This is a genomic window from Roseitranquillus sediminis, assembly GCF_016918935.1.
GTDB classification, from domain to species: Bacteria; Pseudomonadota; Alphaproteobacteria; order Rhodobacterales; family Rhodobacteraceae; genus Roseitranquillus; species Roseitranquillus sediminis.
Map to the genome: position 1 here is coordinate 26,434 of NZ_JAFFOB010000005.1, position 15,290 is coordinate 41,723.

Here is a 15,290-nt window from a genome sequence, read left to right on the forward strand (position 1 = left end):
CGGGGCCCCCGAAGTCACGCCTTCAGGGAGTCGTAGACATGGCCACCCAGCATTCCAGAGCCGCGGCGCGGCTGATGATCTCGCCCGCTGTCATCCTGCTGCTTCTGTGGATGATCGTACCCCTGACACTGACGCTCTACTTCTCGACGCTGCGCTACAACCTGCTGATGCCGGGCGCGAACCCGTTCGTCGGCTTCGAGAACTACAGCTATTTCTTCACCGATCCGGCCTTTACCACGGCGCTGCTCAACACGCTGCTGCTGGTAGGGGGCGTGCTCGTCATCACCGTCTGCGGTGGCATCGCGCTGGCGCTGCTGCTCGACCAGGAGATGTGGGGACAGGGGATCGTCCGGCTGCTGGTGATCGCGCCGTTCTTCGTGATGCCAACGGTATCTGCGCTGGTCTGGAAGAACATGTTCATGGACCCGGTGAACGGGCTCTTCGGCTACCTCGCGCGGGCCTTCGGCGCGCAGCCGTTCGAGTGGCTGACGGCGGCGCCGCTTCTGTCGATCATCTTCATCGTCTCATGGCAGTGGCTGCCGTTCGCCACGCTGATCCTGCTGACCGCGATCCAGTCGCTGTCGAGCGAGCAGCTCGAGGCGGCCGAGATGGACGGCGCGCGGTTCGGCAGCAAGTTCCTCTGGATCATCCTGCCGCATCTGGCGCGGGCGATCACCGTCGTCATCCTGATCCAGACGATCTTCCTGCTGTCGATATTCGCGGAGATTCTGGTGACGACGGGCGGCGGGCCGGGCGTGGCGTCCACCAACCTGACCTACCTCGTCTACATCCAGTCGCTCCTGCAGTTCGACGTCGGGCTGGGCTCGGCGGGCGGCGTGGTCGCCATCATCCTCGCCAACATCGTCGCGATCTTCCTGATGCGGATGATCGGCAAGAACCTGGACGCCTGAGGGGGATCCGATGGCACGCGCAGTCACGACGCGACGCAAGTCGATCAACACCGCCATCGCCTGGGCGATCGGCATCCTGATCTTCTTCCCAATCCTATGGACGATCCTGACGAGCTTCAAGACCGAGGCCGAGGCCATCTCGTCGCCGCCGTCGTTCCTCTTCTTCGATTGGACGTTCGAGAACTACGCGGCGGTGCAGGAGCGGTCCAACTACTTCCGCCACTTCATGAACTCGGTGGTGATCTCGCTCGGCTCGACGATCCTCGGCCTCATCATCGCGGTCCCGGCGGCGTGGGCGATGGCCTTCGTGCCGGGCAAGAACACCAAGAACGTCCTGATGTGGATGCTCTCGACCAAGATGCTGCCGCCGGTCGGCGTGCTGATCCCGATCTACCTGCTCTTCCGCGACACAGGGCTGCTCGACACCCGCACCGGCCTCGTCATCGTGCTGACGCTGATCAACCTGCCGATCATCGTCTGGATGCTCTACACCTACTTCCGCGAGATCCCGGGCGAGATCCTCGAGGCCGCGCGGATGGACGGTGCGACCCTGCGCGACGAGATCATCCACGTGCTGACGCCGATGGCGGTGCCCGGCATCGCCTCTACGCTCCTGCTCAATATCATTCTCGCCTGGAACGAGGCGTTCTGGACGCTGAACCTGACAGCCGCGAACGCCGCGCCCCTGACCGCCTTCATCGCCAGCTACTCGAGCCCAGAGGGGCTGTTCTACGCCAAGCTCAGCGCAGCCTCGACCATGGCGATCGCGCCGATCCTCATCCTGGGCTGGTTCAGCCAGAAACAGCTCGTCCGCGGCCTGACGTTCGGCGCCGTGAAGTAGCGCCCGAGAAAGGAAGATGAAATGGGCACGATCACGCTCGACAAGGTGACCAAGAGCTTCGGCGCGGTACAGGTGATCCCGCCGCTGGACCTGACGATCGGCGACGGCGAGTTCGTCGTCTTCGTCGGCCCCTCCGGCTGCGGCAAGTCCACGCTCCTGCGCCTGATCGCGGGGCTAGAGGACGTCACGTCCGGCGAGATCCGCATAGACGGGCGCAACGCGACCGAGACGCCGCCCGCCAAGCGCGGCCTCGCGATGGTATTCCAGTCCTACGCCCTCTACCCGCACATGAGCGTGCGGAAGAACATCGCGTTTCCGCTCAGGATGGCGGGCATGGACAAGGCCGAGCAGGACCGGCGCATCGAGGCGGCGGCCAAGGTGCTCAACCTTTCGGACTACCTCGACCGCCGGCCGGGGCAGCTATCAGGCGGTCAGCGCCAGCGCGTCGCCATCGGCCGGGCCATTGTGCGGGAGCCCGCCGCCTTCCTCTTCGACGAGCCGCTCTCGAACCTCGACGCGGCGCTGCGCGTCAACATGCGCCTCGAGATCAGCGAGCTGCACAACACGCTCGAGACGACGATGATCTACGTGACGCACGATCAGGTCGAGGCGATGACCATGGCCGACAAGATCGTCGTCCTGCGCGCCGGCAACATCGAGCAGGTCGGCTCGCCGCTCGAGCTCTACCGCAACCCGCGCAACGTCTTCGTGGCGGGCTTCATCGGCAGCCCGAAGATGAACCTCATCGACGGGGCAGAGGCGGCGAAGCACGACGCCAAGACGATCGGCGTTCGGCCCGAGCACATGTCGATTTCGACGACCGATGGCCAGTGGCGCGGCGTGGTCGGCGTGTCGGAGCATCTGGGCTCGGACACGTTCCTCCACGTCCATGACACCGGCCTCGCCGACACGCTGACTGTTCGCTGCGACGGCGAGATCGGCGTGCATCATGGGGACGCCGTCTACCTCACGCCGCAGCCCGACAAGATCCACCGCTTCGACGAGGCGGGACTGCGCTTGTGAGACTGGAAGGCCGCTCGGCGCTGATCACCGGCGCGGCGCGCGGCATCGGCCGCGCCTTCGCCGAGGCCTACCTCCGCGAGGGCGCCACGGTCACGATCGGCGACGTCAACATTGATGCCGCACGCGCCACCGCCGAGGAGATCGGTGCCCACGCCGTGCATCTCGACGTGACGGAGCAGTCGTCCATAGAGGCGGCGGTGGGTGAGACGGTGGCGGAAACCGGCGGCATCGACATCCTGGTGAACAATGCCGCTCTCTTCGACATGGCGCCCATCGTCGAGATCACGCGCGAGAGCTACGACCGCCTTTTCGCGGTGAACGTCTCCGGCACGCTCTTCACGCTGCAGGCCGTCGCGCGGCACATGGTCGACCGCGGCAAGGGCGGCAAGATCATCAACATGGCCAGCCAGGCCGGGCGCCGCGGCGAAGGGCTGGTCGCGGTCTACTGCGCCACCAAGGCCGCTGTCATAAGCCTGACGCAGTCGGCGGGGCTGAACCTCATCCGGCACGGCATCAACGTCAACGCCATCGCCCCCGGCGTGGTCGAGGGCGAGCACTGGGACCACGTCGACGCGCTCTTCGCCCGGCACGAGGGGCTGCAGCCGGGCGAGAAGAAGCGTCAGGTAGGTGATGCCGTGCCCTATGGCCGGATGGGCCGCGCCGAGGACCTGACCGGGATGGCGATCTTCCTCGCCACGCCCGAGGCCGACTACATCGTCGCCCAGACTTTCAACGTCGACGGCGGACAGTGGATGAGCTGAGGTCGCGGCCTCAGAAGCGATCGAGATCACGAGGTGCGATCATGGCCGAACGCCTGAACCTGTCGATACTTGACCGGCTGCCCGCGAGCGTGGAGCGGCCCCGCTACCGCCGCGACGAGCTTTCGCGCGGGATCGTGCACATCGGCATCGGCAACTTTCATCGCGCGCACATGGCGCTCTACCTGCACGACCTGTTCCAGGAGGGGCGAGATCTCGACTGGGCCATCGTCGGCGCGGGCGTTCGCCAGGGTGACGCACGGATGCGGGACGAGCTTGCCGAGCAGGACTGGCTGACAACGCTGGTCGAACTCGACCCCGAGCGCGACCGGCCGGTCGTGACGGGCCCGATGATCGACTTCGTGCCGATCGCCCGGGACAACGCGCCGCTGATCAAGGCGATGAGCGACCCGGCGATCCGGATCGTCAGCCTGACGGTGACGGAGGGCGGCTACTACATCGACCCTGCCTCCGGCGCCTTCGACCCCGATCATCCGGACATGCAGGCCGACGCGGCCACCCCGGACCAACCGGTCAGCGCCTTCGGCGCGATCATCGCCGCGCTCCAAGCCCGTCGCGCCGCCGGCGTCGCGCCGTTCACCGTGATGAGTTGCGACAACCTGCCGGAGAACGGCCACGTCACGCGCGATACCGTCCTCGGCCTAGCCCGGCAGATCGACGGCGAGACGGCGGACTGGATCGCCGCCGAGGTCGCCTTCCCAAACGCGATGGTCGACCGGATCACACCCGCCACGTCGGACCGCGAGCGGAAGATGGTCCGCGAGCGCTGGGGCATCGAGGACGCGCGGCCCATCGCCTGCGAGTCGTTCCGGCAATGGGTGCTGGAGGACAAGTTCACCGCCGGCCGCCCTGCCTTCGAGACCGTGGGCGTCACGATGACGGACGACGTGGCGCCGTTCGAGACGATGAAGATCCGCATCCTGAACGGCGGGCACGCCACGATCGCCTACCCCTCCGCGCTCCTCGGGCTACACTACGTCCACGAGGCGATCAGGCATCCGCTGGTCCGCGCCTTCCTCGACCGGGTGGAGCGCGAGGAGATCATCCCGATCGTGCCGCCGGTGCCAGACACCGACCTCGACGACTACTACGCGCAAGTCGTAACACGGCTGGAGAACCCAGGCGTGGGGGATACCGTGCCACGCCTCTGCCTCGACGGCTCCAACCGGCAGCCGAAGTTCATCCTGCCGTCGGTCCGCGACCGACTCGCCGCGGGGCAGGAGGTTGAGAGCCTGTCGCTGGTCAGCGCTCTCTGGGCGCGGTACCTCGGCGGCCCCGTGGAGGACGGCACGCCGATTGAGGTGCAGGACGAGGCGGCGGAGCGGTTGGTCACTTATGCGCAGAGGGCCAAAAAGGATCCTGCCGCCTTCCTGCAGCTCAAGGAAATCTTCGGCTCGCTCGCCGATGAACCGCGCTTTGCTGCGCCGTTTGCCCGCCACCTGTCGGCGCTCTGGTCCGATGGAACGGCCTCGGTCCTCGCCCGCCATACGGGCCTCTGACGCCGGAAAACGAATCAGCGGCGTCCCCTGTCTGCCGGCGGCGGACGGTCCCGGCGCCACAATGTGCAACAAGGTCGTGTGGCGCGGCGGCAGGTCCGTCAATCTTTTCCACAGGCTCCCCCACGTTCACCGCACGGTCAACCGACTGCCGCGCGATCCCTTGCCACGGACCGCGCACAGGCGCAGAATCGGTTTAGGCTCTTCTTCGGTGGTGGATCGATGGATCGCCGGAGCGTACTTCTCGGATCATGCGGCGGCACCCGGAGGCGGCCCCGTCGCACGAGGCGCGCGCTGCGAAGGAATGCCTTGAGTGGCTAACGGAGCCAGCGGCGCAGGCGCATCATGGATGGCCATCGACAGGTTGCATCGGCAGTAAAAGATTTCATCGCGCGTCAGCACATCTCGCGCGACGAGTTCGCCTTTCGCACCAAGCTCGGCAGATCCACGGTGGACAAGCTGCTGATCGGGCTCTTTTCCGATCGAACGCTGTCGATCGTCGAGGGGCATACCGGCCTGGACCTGAAGCCGCTGCTGAACGGCGAGGTCGCGGTCGATACAGCGCCGGCCGCCGCGCACCGTGGCCCCGAAGCTGCTAGCCGGCCGTCGATCGCCGTGCTGCCGTTCACAAACCTCGGGGGAGATCACGAGCACGACTACCTTGGTGACGGCCTCACCGAGGACATCATCACCGCCCTCGCCCGCCTGCGCTGGCTCTTCGTCATCGCGCGCAACTCGACCTTCGTCTACAAGGGTCGCGCGGTGGACGTGCGCACCGTGGCCGGGGAGCTGGGCGTGCGATACGTGCTCGAGGGCAGCATCCGCGTCGCCCGCGACCGGATCCGCGTCACCGGACAGCTCATCGACGCGGAGAGCGGCAAGCACATCTGGGCCGACCGCTATGACCGCCAGCTGACGGACATCTTCGACGTGCAGGACGACATCACCCAGCGCGTGGTCGCCGCAGTCGAGCCGCACCTCTACGCCGAGGAAGGCACGCGCGCCGCGCTCCGCCAGCCGGGCAGCGTCGACGCGTGGGGACTGGTGGCACGGGCGCTCCAACTCATCAACCAGATCGACCGCAAGGGGAACGCGGAGGCGCAGGAGCTGCTGCACCGCGCGATCACGCTCGACCCGAGCTACGCTCGCGCGCACGCGCTGCTCAGCTGGGCGCTCTACTGGGCGGTCCTCTGCTACTGGCGCCCAGATCGAGAAAAGGGCTCCGAAGAGGCGATGGCTCATGCCCAGAAGGCGCTGGTGAGCGATCCGGGCGATCCCTGGGGGCGCATGATGCTGGGCCTCTGCCTCAGCTCGGCGGGACAGCACGATCGCGCCGTCGGCGAGCTCAGGGCGGCGCTGTCGATGAACCCCAGCTTCGCGCTGGGCCATACGGGTCTGGGCCTCACGCTGCTGCGCGCGGGCCACTTCGACGAGGCGATCGAGGAGACGGCGCGTGCGCTGCTGCTCAGCCCGCTCGACACGTTCTCGGGGCTCTACACCTCCACCCACGGCCTCGCGCTCCTCGGCGCGCGGCGCTTTGAGGAGGCGCTGCCCTACCTCAGAACATCCATTGCCGGATTCTCCGAATATCCAGGCCAGTACAATTCGCTCATCAGCTGCTGCGGTCATCTCGGCCTCTTGGACGAGGCGCGCGAGTTCATGGAGCGGCGCAACGCGATCGGACCACCATTGCGGCGGTCGGTGCTGAGGAAGAACCTCTCCAAGTTTGCGCATTGCGACGTCTTCATCGAAGGGCTCGAAAAGGCCGGCGTTCCGGATTGAGCCTTGTCCGCCAGCCCTTGGGCCGGCGGATAGTTGCAGAGAATGCAATCCGGGTCGGAGCCCTGTTGCAGCCCGGGCCGAAACGCGCCGGCCCGGGCGAGAGGCGAAACTCACTCCTGGTTTTCGTCCTGGAGCTTGTAGAGCCGCGAGAGCGTGTATCCTTCCGGATTGACGCCGAGATCGGAGGCGACGCGCGCCTTCATGATCTCCTCGCCGCCGACGTGGCGGCCCAAACCACCACCCGCGACAAACCTCGCGTTCTGGAACCGGTTGTCTTCAAGCGCATTGGCGATGATCTGCCGCTCGCCGAAGCTATGTCCGTCGGCGGTGAAGTTCATCGTATCGCGGGTGACGCCCCCGTTCGCACCGCTGCGAATGATGTGGGCGGCGCGGGAACGCTCGCCGGATTCGATGGCGTTGCGCAGGTCGACGAGCTGCGCGGCGCTGTAGACGCCGGCCGGGACGCCGAGGCTCCGCTCAAGCTGGCTCTCCGCGAGGACCGGCGAGGCGGCAACAACGGCGGCAAGGGCGTAGGAAACGATCTTGGTCAGCATTTCTTTTTCTCCATTCTGGAGGGCGAGTGCCCGCAATTTTCGAGTGACCCGACAAACGACTTCTCGCTCGCCGGTGAGATTTCAGGGCGATCTCAGCCCTTCATTCTGGTTTGACTGGCCGCGACCGGGTTATCCCTCATCGGAACGATCCGGCCTTTGGCCTTCTTCCGCTCCGGCTCCTGCGTTTCTCGCTCGGCTCCGGAACAACTGCTTTATAGCGCTTCGATCTTTCCGGTGCACTCGCAGAAGCTTTCCGGCTCTTTCCGGGAACCTTCCGGTCAGGGCGCGATGGAGCAGCAGCCCCGCAGAAGCTCTGGCGCGCCGTTCTCGCGGATCAGCGAGACGTCGAGGCCGTAGACGCGGTCCGACATTCCGTCGGAGCAGGCGGCCGTCGTGACAGATGCGGTGAGCCGTCCGTCCTGTCCCCGCGCGACGAGGGCGCGGCGGGGATCCCGAAAGACCCCGCTCGCCAGCACCGCGTCGAGGCGATAGCGCCGCTTCGGCACCTCCGGCGTGGCGTAGACGACGTCTCCGTCGTCCAGAGTGAGCGACCAGAAGGGTTCCGTCCCGACGCAGTGGAAGGTGCGCGGCAACCGCCCCTCATCCCAAACCCCGACCTGGTAGGCGAGATAGCGAAGCGAGACCCAGCCGCTGCGCCCGTCCACATTGACTTGCGCCCAGCCGCCCGACGCATCGTGCGCCACCACCTCGATGTCCTGCCGGTCAGGCGCGAAGCTGCTGATGGTCTCGGCCGAGGCGCTGGGCTTTGCGCGCACGTTCAGAACGTCGTCTGCCGCGACTCCGGTGACGGAGAAGAGCGTCGGCAGCACGTATTCCTGCGTCGCACCGGCCGGTCCGGCCGTGAGCAGCGCCAACGCCGCAAGGATCAGCTTCATGCCCGCACCTCCTGCACGATCGCAGGGTGCGTCCGACCCGCCGCGCAGGCAAGACCCGCCAGCGTCATCCCGCGACCTCCGGTTCGCGCAGGAAACGTGCACCGAGGTGAAGAATGCCGAGGAGGTACGGCAGTCCGCCCCCGACCGCCATCATGAGCCCGCCCAGCCGCTGGTCGTCGAGCGGGCCGAGTCCGAGGATGCCCTGGCAGACGTCCGGGGAGTAGATAAGCCGCGGCGCGAGGGTCAGCAGGACCCCCAACACGGACATGTGCATGAAGCCCATGAGCATGGCGAGCATCCCGGCTGCTGCAGCCCGCCGCTCTGACCCGGCAAGGCCCGGCAGCCAGACGAGGACGCCAGCCGCGAGGAAGCTCGCCTGCTGGATCGCGAAGATCCGGGGAAACATCGCCGCCGACTCGTGCAGCACGGGCACGTGCCAGCCCCATACGACCACCAGCTCCGCGAGGCCGGCGGCGAGCGCCACGGCCAGCCACGGCCCTCGCGGCGGGAGCGTGCCGAGCCGCGCTAAGCCCAGCGCGACCAGCGGCGCCGCGAGCAGCATCACCGACAAGTGGAGCGCCATATGTGCCGAGAACGAGATCCGCGCGAGCTCTGGCATCGGCCCAAGCCACAGCCACGTCAGCAGGACAAGGCTGGCAGCAAGCGGCCAGTGGCGGCGAAGGCGCCGCTCTGGCTCCGGCTGGTTGCGGGTCGCGTCGCTCTGGCAAGGCATCGCCGCAGGTTACGGCGGCGCCCCGCACCCGTCGAGCCGCCGGGGACGCAGCGCGTCAGCCGCGGCCGTTGCCTCTGCCGCCGCCGTTGCCGTTGCCATTGCCGCCGCGGTCGTCGCCGCGGCCGCCGCCGTTGCCGCGATCTTCGCTGCGACCGTTGCCGTTGCCGCGTCCGGCGGTTTCCCGCTCCGCCGCCTTGTTTTCCTGCCGCTCGGCGCGCCGGGACTTGCCGTGGCCCCGCTCGCCCTTCGGGTCATCTGAGGATCGCACCTCGTCCAGCGTGACGACGCCGTCACCGTTTGCGTCGAACTTCGCCAGCGCGACCTGCGCCTCCGGGCCGAACGCGTGCTCGAATTCGGGCGCTTCCAGCACTCCGTCGCCGTCGAGGTCGATTTCGCCGAACGTCTGCGGGTCGTCCTCTTCCTGCTGGCCCGCGCTGGCCTCGTCGCGGGTAACGAGGCCGTCACCGTTCCCATCGAGCTTGGCCGCGACGTCACCCGCGACATCGCCGAAGCTCGCTTCAAGCTCGATCGAATCCAGTGCGCCGTCGCCGTTGGCGTCGATGTCGGCGAAGCTGACGCTCTGTGCCGAGGCCGAGACGGCCATGCCGAACAAGGCCGCGGTCACGGCCGCGATCGGAGACTTTTTCTGCATGTCTGATCCTGATGTTCGGGTCGATCTGCGCAACGGTATCAGGGCGGGCGGTGAACGAAGTCTTGAGGGCCGGCGGCGAGATGCGGCGGAGTTGCCTCAACTGCGGCTGGTCTCCCAGCGCGAAAGAGAGCGTTAACCAGCGCCTCCTATAGCGGCCGGCGACCCCACCTTTGCCGCAGGTTCTCCATGATCTCGCCACACTCGCCGCGCCACGCGCTGCTCCTCGGCTGCACGATCCTGACTGTCGCCTCCACGCCGGCCTTCAGCCAGTCCGCCGCACCCGTCGCCGCCGCAACCACCGCTGCGGCGGGCGCCACTGGGGTAAGCGGCGTGCTTCTCGGCGGCCTCGCCCTCGCCGGCCTCGCCGCTGCGGCGGCCGGTGGTGGTGGTGGCGGCGGCAGTGGTGGCAGCGACGACAGCCCGTCGCAAAGCCGCTGGAGCGGCGGCGCGGGTCCTGTGTTCCGCTTCGGGCTCGACGAGGAAGTGCCCACCGGCACCTCCGCGGACTTCGAGACCGGCGAGTACCAGCGCAACTATTCGCTCTCCCTGATCGGCGCCAGCCACCGCTATGCGGACGGCGGCACCGGCCGTGGCACGCTCGGCGCGATCTTCGACACCGGGGCCGACGTCACCCATCGCGAACTGACCTTCGGCATCAACCGCGAGCGCAGCTATTCATACCACACCGGCACCGGAGACGTGCGCGACTTCGACGGCCACGGGACCGCGGTCGCCGGGATTGTCGCGGGCGAGCGGGACGGGTTCGGCATGCACGGCGTCGCCTTCGAGGCGAGCCTGATGATCCTGCAAGGCCTCGCCCGGCCGGACGGGGACCCGTCGACGCACCTGACGATGCCCGTCACCTCCGCCTGGGCGGATGCGCAGCGGCGGGCCTACTCTGCGGGCGCGACTGCGATCAACCACAGCTGGACGCTGATCGACCCCCAGACGGATGGCTCATACCTCGTCACCGACTTCTCCGACCGCACCGACCTCGGCGGCTTTCTCGGTCATGATGTCGTGAGCGCGCTGTCGGAGAGTCGGACAAACGACCTCCTCACCGTCTTCGCCACCGGCAACGACGCCGCGACGCAGCCGAGCGCCGTCGCGGGCATACCGATCCATTTCGGCGAGTTCGCCGCTCACTGGGTCGCCGTCACCGCGGTCGACGCGGACAAGCGGCTCGCATCGTATGCGAACGCATGTGGAATGGCGCAGGCCTTCTGCCTCGCCGCACCGGGCAGTGGCCTCCTGATGCCCGACTCGGTCCATGCGGCCGGATCGAGCGACCGATATCAGATCGGCAGCGGCACGTCCTATGCCGCGCCGCACGTGACCGGCGCGGCGCTCCTGCTCAAGAGCCAGTTCCCCGAGCTGACGGCGCCCGAGATCACCACGATCCTCTTCGACACCGCCGAGGATTTGGGCGCGCCCGGCATCGACGAAGTCTATGGTCGGGGCCTCCTCGACCTCGAGAACGCGGTCAGGCCGCAGGGCACGCTCAGTCTCCAGATGGCCCGGACCATCGGCGATGCCGAGACGGCGGACGAGTCCTTCGTCGCTGCTGCGGGCGGCTTCGGCACTGCGGTCACCGCCGCGCTGAGCGGACGCCACGTCATGGTCACGGACGGCTACGACCGCGGCTATGGCGCGGACATGGGTGATTTCGTGGCCAGCGGAGATCCGCTGTCGGGCGCCAGTGCCCGCATCCAGCGCTTCGCCCTCGACCGCAGCAGCGCCGCCAGCCTGCAGAGCGCCGGGCAGAGCCTGCACCTCGCGCGCGGCGACGACCACCTGGCGCTGTCGGCCGAGGGCGCGGGCTGGGCCGACGCCGAGGCGTTCGCCGCGCCCTACTCGGCCTTCCTCGACGACGCGACCTTCCTGCGCCACGAGGCAGCCCTCGGCGGCGGCGCCACTCTCCACGTCACCGGGGCGAGCGACACGGGCGGCGCCGGTGGCGCCTACATGGCGGGCGGGCTGGGCCTCGACTTCGGCGGCGGCAGCCTGACGTTCGAGCTGGGCCAGCTCAGCGAGAGCGGCAGCGTGCTCGGGACCTCCTTCGGCGGCGGCTTCGGCAGCGACACCGAGGCCGAGACCCGCTTCGCCCGCGTCGGCGGCAGCGTCGGCTTCGCACCGGGGCTCGCGCTGCACGCCTCGGCCAGCTGGGGCATCACCGACTTCGGCCAGGACGGCATCGTCAGCGGCGGGCGCGACATTGAGAGCACTGCCGTCGGCTTCGGCATCTCGGCGGAGGGCCTGCTGGGCGGCACCCTCACCGCCGGCGTGTCGCGTCCGCTGTCCATCGCGGGCGGCAAGCTCGATCTCGACGTGCCGGTGGCGCTGACCGCGGCTGCGGACGGAGTCCGCACGAACGGCGTCATCCGCGAGACGAACACCATCGATCTGGCCGAAGGCGAGGCTCCGCTCGACCTGCAGATCGGACACAGCATCGACTTCGGTCCTGCCCGCTTGGCCGCCGGCGGGCTCTACCGCGCCGCCGGCCCCGGCGAAGGGGATGTTGCGGCAACCGTCGGCCTCTCGATCAGCTTCTGAGAGGCCTGACCCCGGGCTCTCATCGCCCGGGGTCGCCCAGCTCGACCAGGTGCGCGGGCCGCTCGCCCCTCGCGTAGCGCCTGATGTTATCAGAGATCACGCGCTCTAGGCGGCGCTGGACCGCAGGCCCGCCAGAGCCCGCGACGTGGGGCGTGACAATGACATTCTTCATGGTCCAGAGCGGATGCCCCGGCGGCAATGGCTCGGGGTCGGTCACGTCGAGCGCGGCGCCGGCCAGTGCGCCGCGCGAGAGCGCATCGACCAGCGCCGCACCGTCGACAACCCCGCCGCGTGATACGTTGACCAGCACCGCGTGCGGCGGCAGAAGCGCAAGCTCGTCCGCGCCGATCTGCGGCCCGGCACCGGGCGAGAGCGGCACCGCGACGACCAGCGCGTCGGATCGAGGCAGAAGCTCAGGCAGCGCCTCCACCGGCGCCACCTCGTCGGCCAGCGCGTTTGGCCGCGCCGTCCGGCTGACGCCGACGATCCGCGCGCCGAAGGGACGCAGCCGCCGCGCCGTCTCCTGCCCGATCTGACCGAAGCCGAGGATCGTCACGGTCTTGCGGTCGAGGCCATCGGCGCCGCCTGCATACTCCCGCGACCAGTCGCCCGCCTGCTGCTGGCGCAACGCGACCGGCAGACGCCGCAGCAGCGAGAGAAGGAGCATTACTGCATGGTCGGCGACTGGCGGGCCAAGCGCGGCACTCGCGTTCGATACCATCACGCCCGGCCGAACTCCGGAGGCTTGCAGCCGGTCATAGCCCGCGCTCCCCAGCTGGATCCAGGCTAGCTTCGGGGCGCGCCCGATCGCCTCCAGCACGTCGGGCGTGAGCGAGCCGTCCGGCGTGACCAGCACCTCCGCCTCCTCGACCGCCGCCACCAGCGCAGAGGCCGAGGGCACGACATCCACTTCGACGTCAGGTATCTGCGAAACAGCTTTGCCAAATTCCGCGCCGCGCGCGGAGGACCAGATCGCGATGCGGATCATGCGGGCCATCTCGTACGGCCGCGGCGTCGCGGCGGGTGGCGGTCGGTCTGCATCGCGTCATCTCCCTGCTCTTTTGCGGAGGCGCAAGATCGTCCGGCGCGGGAGGCTTGTCAAAGTTCTGCGACCCGTCACGTGCCAGGCGCAAGCAACACCTGCACGCCAGCCTCTGTCAGCGCGCCGGCAAGCTCGGGCGGCGGCTCGCGGTCGGCGATGACCGTGCCGAGGGCGCCAATTGCCGCGACCGATTCGAGGTGGCGCATACCGAACTTGCTGGCGTCGATCAGGAAGTGCGGCGCCGCGGCCTGCCGCAGCATGGCGCGCTTGATCGCGGCGAAGCCCGCCACGCCCTCGCTCACGCCGCCGTCGTCCAACCCGGCCGCGCCGAGCAGGCACTTGTCCACGCTGTGCCGGCCGATGAAGTCGAGCGCCTCCGGTCCGGTGACGGCAGCCTCCGCCGGAAGATAGTCGCCCGGACAGAGCACCACCCGCGCGCCGCGGCTCTGGCCCAGGGCCATCGCCACCTGCAGGCTGTTGGTGATCGCCACGACCGCGGTCCCGGCAAAGGCAAGAAAGCGCGCGAGCTGCAGCGTCGTCGAGCCCGCGTCGATCATCAGCGTGTCGCCGTCCTGCACCAGGCTCGCAGCAAGGCGGCCGATCCGCTCGCGCTCGGGGAGGCGCGCGCGGTTGCGGGCGTCTAAGTCCGGGCGCAGGCCGGGCGGCGCGGCGGAAGCCCCGCCATGCGCCCGGCTGATGAGACCCGTGCGGCTCAGCTCCTCCACGTCGCGACGGACGGTCTCGGAGGAGACGCCGAAGCGGGTGGCGAGTTCGGCGATGCGGACGTGCGGCTTCAGCCGCAGCTCCAGCAGGATCTGGTCGCGCCGCTCCGTCTTGCGCAGCCGGCGCATGCCGGTGGTCTCGCCCATCGCCGCGCCTCCTCGCGCCGGCCCTCTCGTCGCGGCACTGTGGATCATCCCAACTTTCGCTGACAAGGATGTTGCGAAGTGCAAGCCGCGATGCTGTTATTCGCGCTGATCCGGACGCACTCAAGACGACCGGAGTCGACCAATCAGGAGGAGAGAAGAAGATGCTCAGAGACCCTGCCATCCTCGGCGGATCGATGCTGGCGGCTCTCGCGCTCGGCGCGACGACGGCCATCGCGCAGGAGGAGTGCTCGAACCGTGGCCAACTCGACCAGATGTACTGCGACGCCGACGGCGATCTAGTCGCCGACGCGCCCGAGGACGACAGCCAACTCGTCAACCCCGACACGCTCGTCTTCGCCTACACCCCGGTCGAGGATCCGGCGATCTACGAGGACATCTGGGAGCCGTTCATCCAGCACCTCGAGGAGGTGACGGGCAAGGACGTGCAGTTCTTCGCGGTGCAATCGAACTCGGCCGAGGTCGAGGCGATGCGCTCGGGTCGCCTGCACATTGCCGGCTTCTCCACCGGGCCGACGCCCTTCGCGGTGAACCTCGCCGGCGCCGTTCCGTTCGCCATCATGGGCTCCGACGACGGACGCTTCGGCTACACGCTGCAGGTCTACACCCAGGCCGACAGCGAGATCCAGGAGATGCCGGACCTCGCCGGCAAGCGGGTGGCACACACCTCGCCAACGTCGAACTCCGGCAACCAGGCGCCCCGCGCCCTCTTCCCCGACCTCGGCGTGACGCCGGACGAGGATTACGAGGTGATCTATTCAGGCAGCCACGACCAGTCGATGCTGGGCGTCGTCGCTGGCGACTATGACGCGGCGCCGGTGGCGTCCGAGGTGGTCGACCGGATGGCCGAGCGCGGCCTCTACGACCCGGCGGAGGTCCGCATCGTCTGGGAGAGCCAGCCGTTCCCGACCACGTCCTACGCCTACGCCCACAACCTCGCGCCGGAGCTGAAGGAGAGCATCGAGGAGGCGTTCTTCTCCTTCGACTTCGAGGGCACCGCGCTCGGCGAGGAGTTCACCGGCGTCAGCCAATTCGTCCCGATCACCTACCAGGACGACTGGGCGATCATCCGCCAGATCCAGGCCGCCAATGGCGTCCAGTACACGCCCGAGGGCCTCGCGGCCGAATGATGTCATGGGGT

General features: G+C 68.4%; 15 protein-coding genes. 9 read left to right on the plus strand and 6 right to left on the minus strand.

Annotated features, from left to right (window positions below):
- The first annotated feature begins 38 nt into the window (after positions 1 to 38).
- From JM664_RS00565 to JM664_RS00590, 6 genes are all read left to right on the plus strand, one after another.
- Complete coding sequence (locus JM664_RS00565) at positions 39 to 911, plus strand: carbohydrate ABC transporter permease (protein ID WP_227417954.1); 873 nt, start codon at positions 39 to 41, stop codon at positions 909 to 911.
- Between the two features lie 10 nt (positions 912 to 921).
- A complete protein-coding gene (locus tag JM664_RS00570) occupies positions 922 to 1,752 on the plus strand; it encodes a carbohydrate ABC transporter permease (protein ID WP_227417955.1) in 831 nt (276 codons plus the stop codon).
- 21 nt (positions 1,753 to 1,773) lie between these two features.
- Entirely contained in the window at positions 1,774 to 2,775 is a 1,002-nt protein-coding gene (locus JM664_RS00575) for an ABC transporter ATP-binding protein (RefSeq protein WP_227417956.1), read from the plus strand.
- Positions 2,772 to 3,536 (plus strand): L-iditol 2-dehydrogenase, encoded by a 765-nt coding sequence (locus tag JM664_RS00580; RefSeq protein ID WP_227417957.1) that lies wholly within the window; start codon positions 2,772 to 2,774, stop codon positions 3,534 to 3,536. Before JM664_RS00575 ends, JM664_RS00580 begins: the two co-directional genes overlap by 4 nt.
- A gap of 41 nt (positions 3,537 to 3,577) precedes the next feature.
- Positions 3,578 to 5,053 carry a mannitol dehydrogenase family protein gene (locus tag JM664_RS00585; protein WP_227417958.1) on the plus strand — a complete coding sequence of 492 codons (1,476 nt, stop codon included), beginning with the start codon at positions 3,578 to 3,580 and terminating at the stop codon, positions 5,051 to 5,053.
- A gap of 342 nt (positions 5,054 to 5,395) precedes the next feature.
- Positions 5,396 to 6,832 (plus strand): tetratricopeptide repeat protein, encoded by a 1,437-nt coding sequence (locus JM664_RS00590; RefSeq protein ID WP_227417959.1) that lies wholly within the window; start codon positions 5,396 to 5,398, stop codon positions 6,830 to 6,832.
- Between the two features lie 110 nt (positions 6,833 to 6,942).
- Here the strand turns inward: JM664_RS00590 and JM664_RS00595 are convergent, their stop codons facing one another.
- The 4 genes from JM664_RS00595 to JM664_RS00610 form a co-directional block, all read right to left on the minus strand.
- The gene (locus JM664_RS00595) at positions 6,943 to 7,386 is read right to left on the minus strand and encodes a hypothetical protein (RefSeq protein WP_227417960.1); all 444 of its coding nucleotides are present in this window, start codon (positions 7,384 to 7,386) and stop codon (positions 6,943 to 6,945) included.
- A 278-nt stretch (positions 7,387 to 7,664) separates the two neighbouring features.
- Positions 7,665 to 8,282, minus strand: a complete 618-nt coding sequence (locus JM664_RS00600; RefSeq protein WP_227417961.1) for a COG3650 family protein — start codon at positions 8,280 to 8,282, stop codon at positions 7,665 to 7,667.
- A gap of 64 nt (positions 8,283 to 8,346) precedes the next feature.
- A complete protein-coding gene (locus JM664_RS00605; RefSeq protein WP_227417962.1) occupies positions 8,347 to 9,015 on the minus strand; it encodes a cytochrome c oxidase assembly protein in 669 nt (222 codons plus the stop codon).
- A 55-nt stretch (positions 9,016 to 9,070) separates the two neighbouring features.
- Positions 9,071 to 9,619 carry an EF-hand domain-containing protein gene (locus tag JM664_RS00610; protein ID WP_227417963.1) on the minus strand — a complete coding sequence of 183 codons (549 nt, stop codon included), beginning with the start codon at positions 9,617 to 9,619 and terminating at the stop codon, positions 9,071 to 9,073.
- Between JM664_RS00610 and JM664_RS00615 the strand changes: the two genes are divergently transcribed.
- Complete coding sequence (locus tag JM664_RS00615; RefSeq protein WP_227417964.1) at positions 9,618 to 9,803, plus strand: hypothetical protein; 186 nt, start codon at positions 9,618 to 9,620, stop codon at positions 9,801 to 9,803. The two genes, JM664_RS00610 and JM664_RS00615, sit on opposite strands and share 2 nt — an antisense overlap.
- A gap of 50 nt (positions 9,804 to 9,853) precedes the next feature.
- Positions 9,854 to 12,220 (plus strand): S8 family peptidase, encoded by a 2,367-nt coding sequence (locus JM664_RS00620; RefSeq protein ID WP_227417965.1) that lies wholly within the window; start codon positions 9,854 to 9,856, stop codon positions 12,218 to 12,220.
- Positions 12,221 to 12,239: 19 nt separating this feature from the next.
- Here JM664_RS00620 and JM664_RS00625 read toward each other — a convergent pair whose 3' ends face one another.
- Positions 12,240 to 13,208 (minus strand): NAD(P)-dependent oxidoreductase, encoded by a 969-nt coding sequence (locus tag JM664_RS00625; RefSeq protein ID WP_227417966.1) that lies wholly within the window; start codon positions 13,206 to 13,208, stop codon positions 12,240 to 12,242.
- 128 nt (positions 13,209 to 13,336) lie between these two features.
- A complete protein-coding gene (locus tag JM664_RS00630; RefSeq protein WP_227417967.1) occupies positions 13,337 to 14,131 on the minus strand; it encodes a DeoR/GlpR family DNA-binding transcription regulator in 795 nt (264 codons plus the stop codon).
- 161 nt (positions 14,132 to 14,292) lie between these two features.
- Here JM664_RS00630 and phnD point away from each other — a divergent pair, with 161 nt between their 5' ends.
- On the plus strand, positions 14,293 to 15,279 hold the full coding sequence (gene phnD / locus JM664_RS00635) for a phosphate/phosphite/phosphonate ABC transporter substrate-binding protein (RefSeq protein WP_227417968.1): 987 nt from the start codon (positions 14,293 to 14,295) through the stop codon (positions 15,277 to 15,279).
- Positions 15,280 to 15,290: the final 11 nt, after the last annotated feature.

Bases quoted from the DNA above. Each gene is read 5' to 3' on its own strand.
- JM664_RS00565 (WP_227417954.1), top strand. From the start codon at position 39: ATGGCCACCCAGCATTCCAGAGCCGCGGCGCGGCTGATGATCTCGCCC.
- JM664_RS00570 (WP_227417955.1), top strand. From the start codon at position 922: ATGGCACGCGCAGTCACGACGCGACGCAAGTCGATCAACACCGCCATC.
- JM664_RS00575 (WP_227417956.1), top strand. From the start codon at position 1,774: ATGGGCACGATCACGCTCGACAAGGTGACCAAGAGCTTCGGCGCGGTA.
- JM664_RS00585 (WP_227417958.1), top strand. From the start codon at position 3,578: ATGGCCGAACGCCTGAACCTGTCGATACTTGACCGGCTGCCCGCGAGC.
- JM664_RS00590 (WP_227417959.1), top strand. From the start codon at position 5,396: ATGGATGGCCATCGACAGGTTGCATCGGCAGTAAAAGATTTCATCGCG.
- JM664_RS00595 (WP_227417960.1), bottom strand. From the start codon at position 7,386: ATGCTGACCAAGATCGTTTCCTACGCCCTTGCCGCCGTTGTTGCCGCC.
- JM664_RS00600 (WP_227417961.1), bottom strand. From the start codon at position 8,282: ATGAAGCTGATCCTTGCGGCGTTGGCGCTGCTCACGGCCGGACCGGCC.
- JM664_RS00605 (WP_227417962.1), bottom strand. From the start codon at position 9,015: ATGCCTTGCCAGAGCGACGCGACCCGCAACCAGCCGGAGCCAGAGCGG.
- JM664_RS00615 (WP_227417964.1), top strand. From the start codon at position 9,618: ATGCCGAACAAGGCCGCGGTCACGGCCGCGATCGGAGACTTTTTCTGC.
- JM664_RS00610 (WP_227417963.1), bottom strand. From the start codon at position 9,619: ATGGCCGTCTCGGCCTCGGCACAGAGCGTCAGCTTCGCCGACATCGAC.
- JM664_RS00620 (WP_227417965.1), top strand. From the start codon at position 9,854: ATGATCTCGCCACACTCGCCGCGCCACGCGCTGCTCCTCGGCTGCACG.
- JM664_RS00625 (WP_227417966.1), bottom strand. From the start codon at position 13,208: ATGATCCGCATCGCGATCTGGTCCTCCGCGCGCGGCGCGGAATTTGGC.
- JM664_RS00630 (WP_227417967.1), bottom strand. From the start codon at position 14,131: ATGGGCGAGACCACCGGCATGCGCCGGCTGCGCAAGACGGAGCGGCGC.
- phnD (WP_227417968.1), top strand. From the start codon at position 14,293: ATGCTCAGAGACCCTGCCATCCTCGGCGGATCGATGCTGGCGGCTCTC.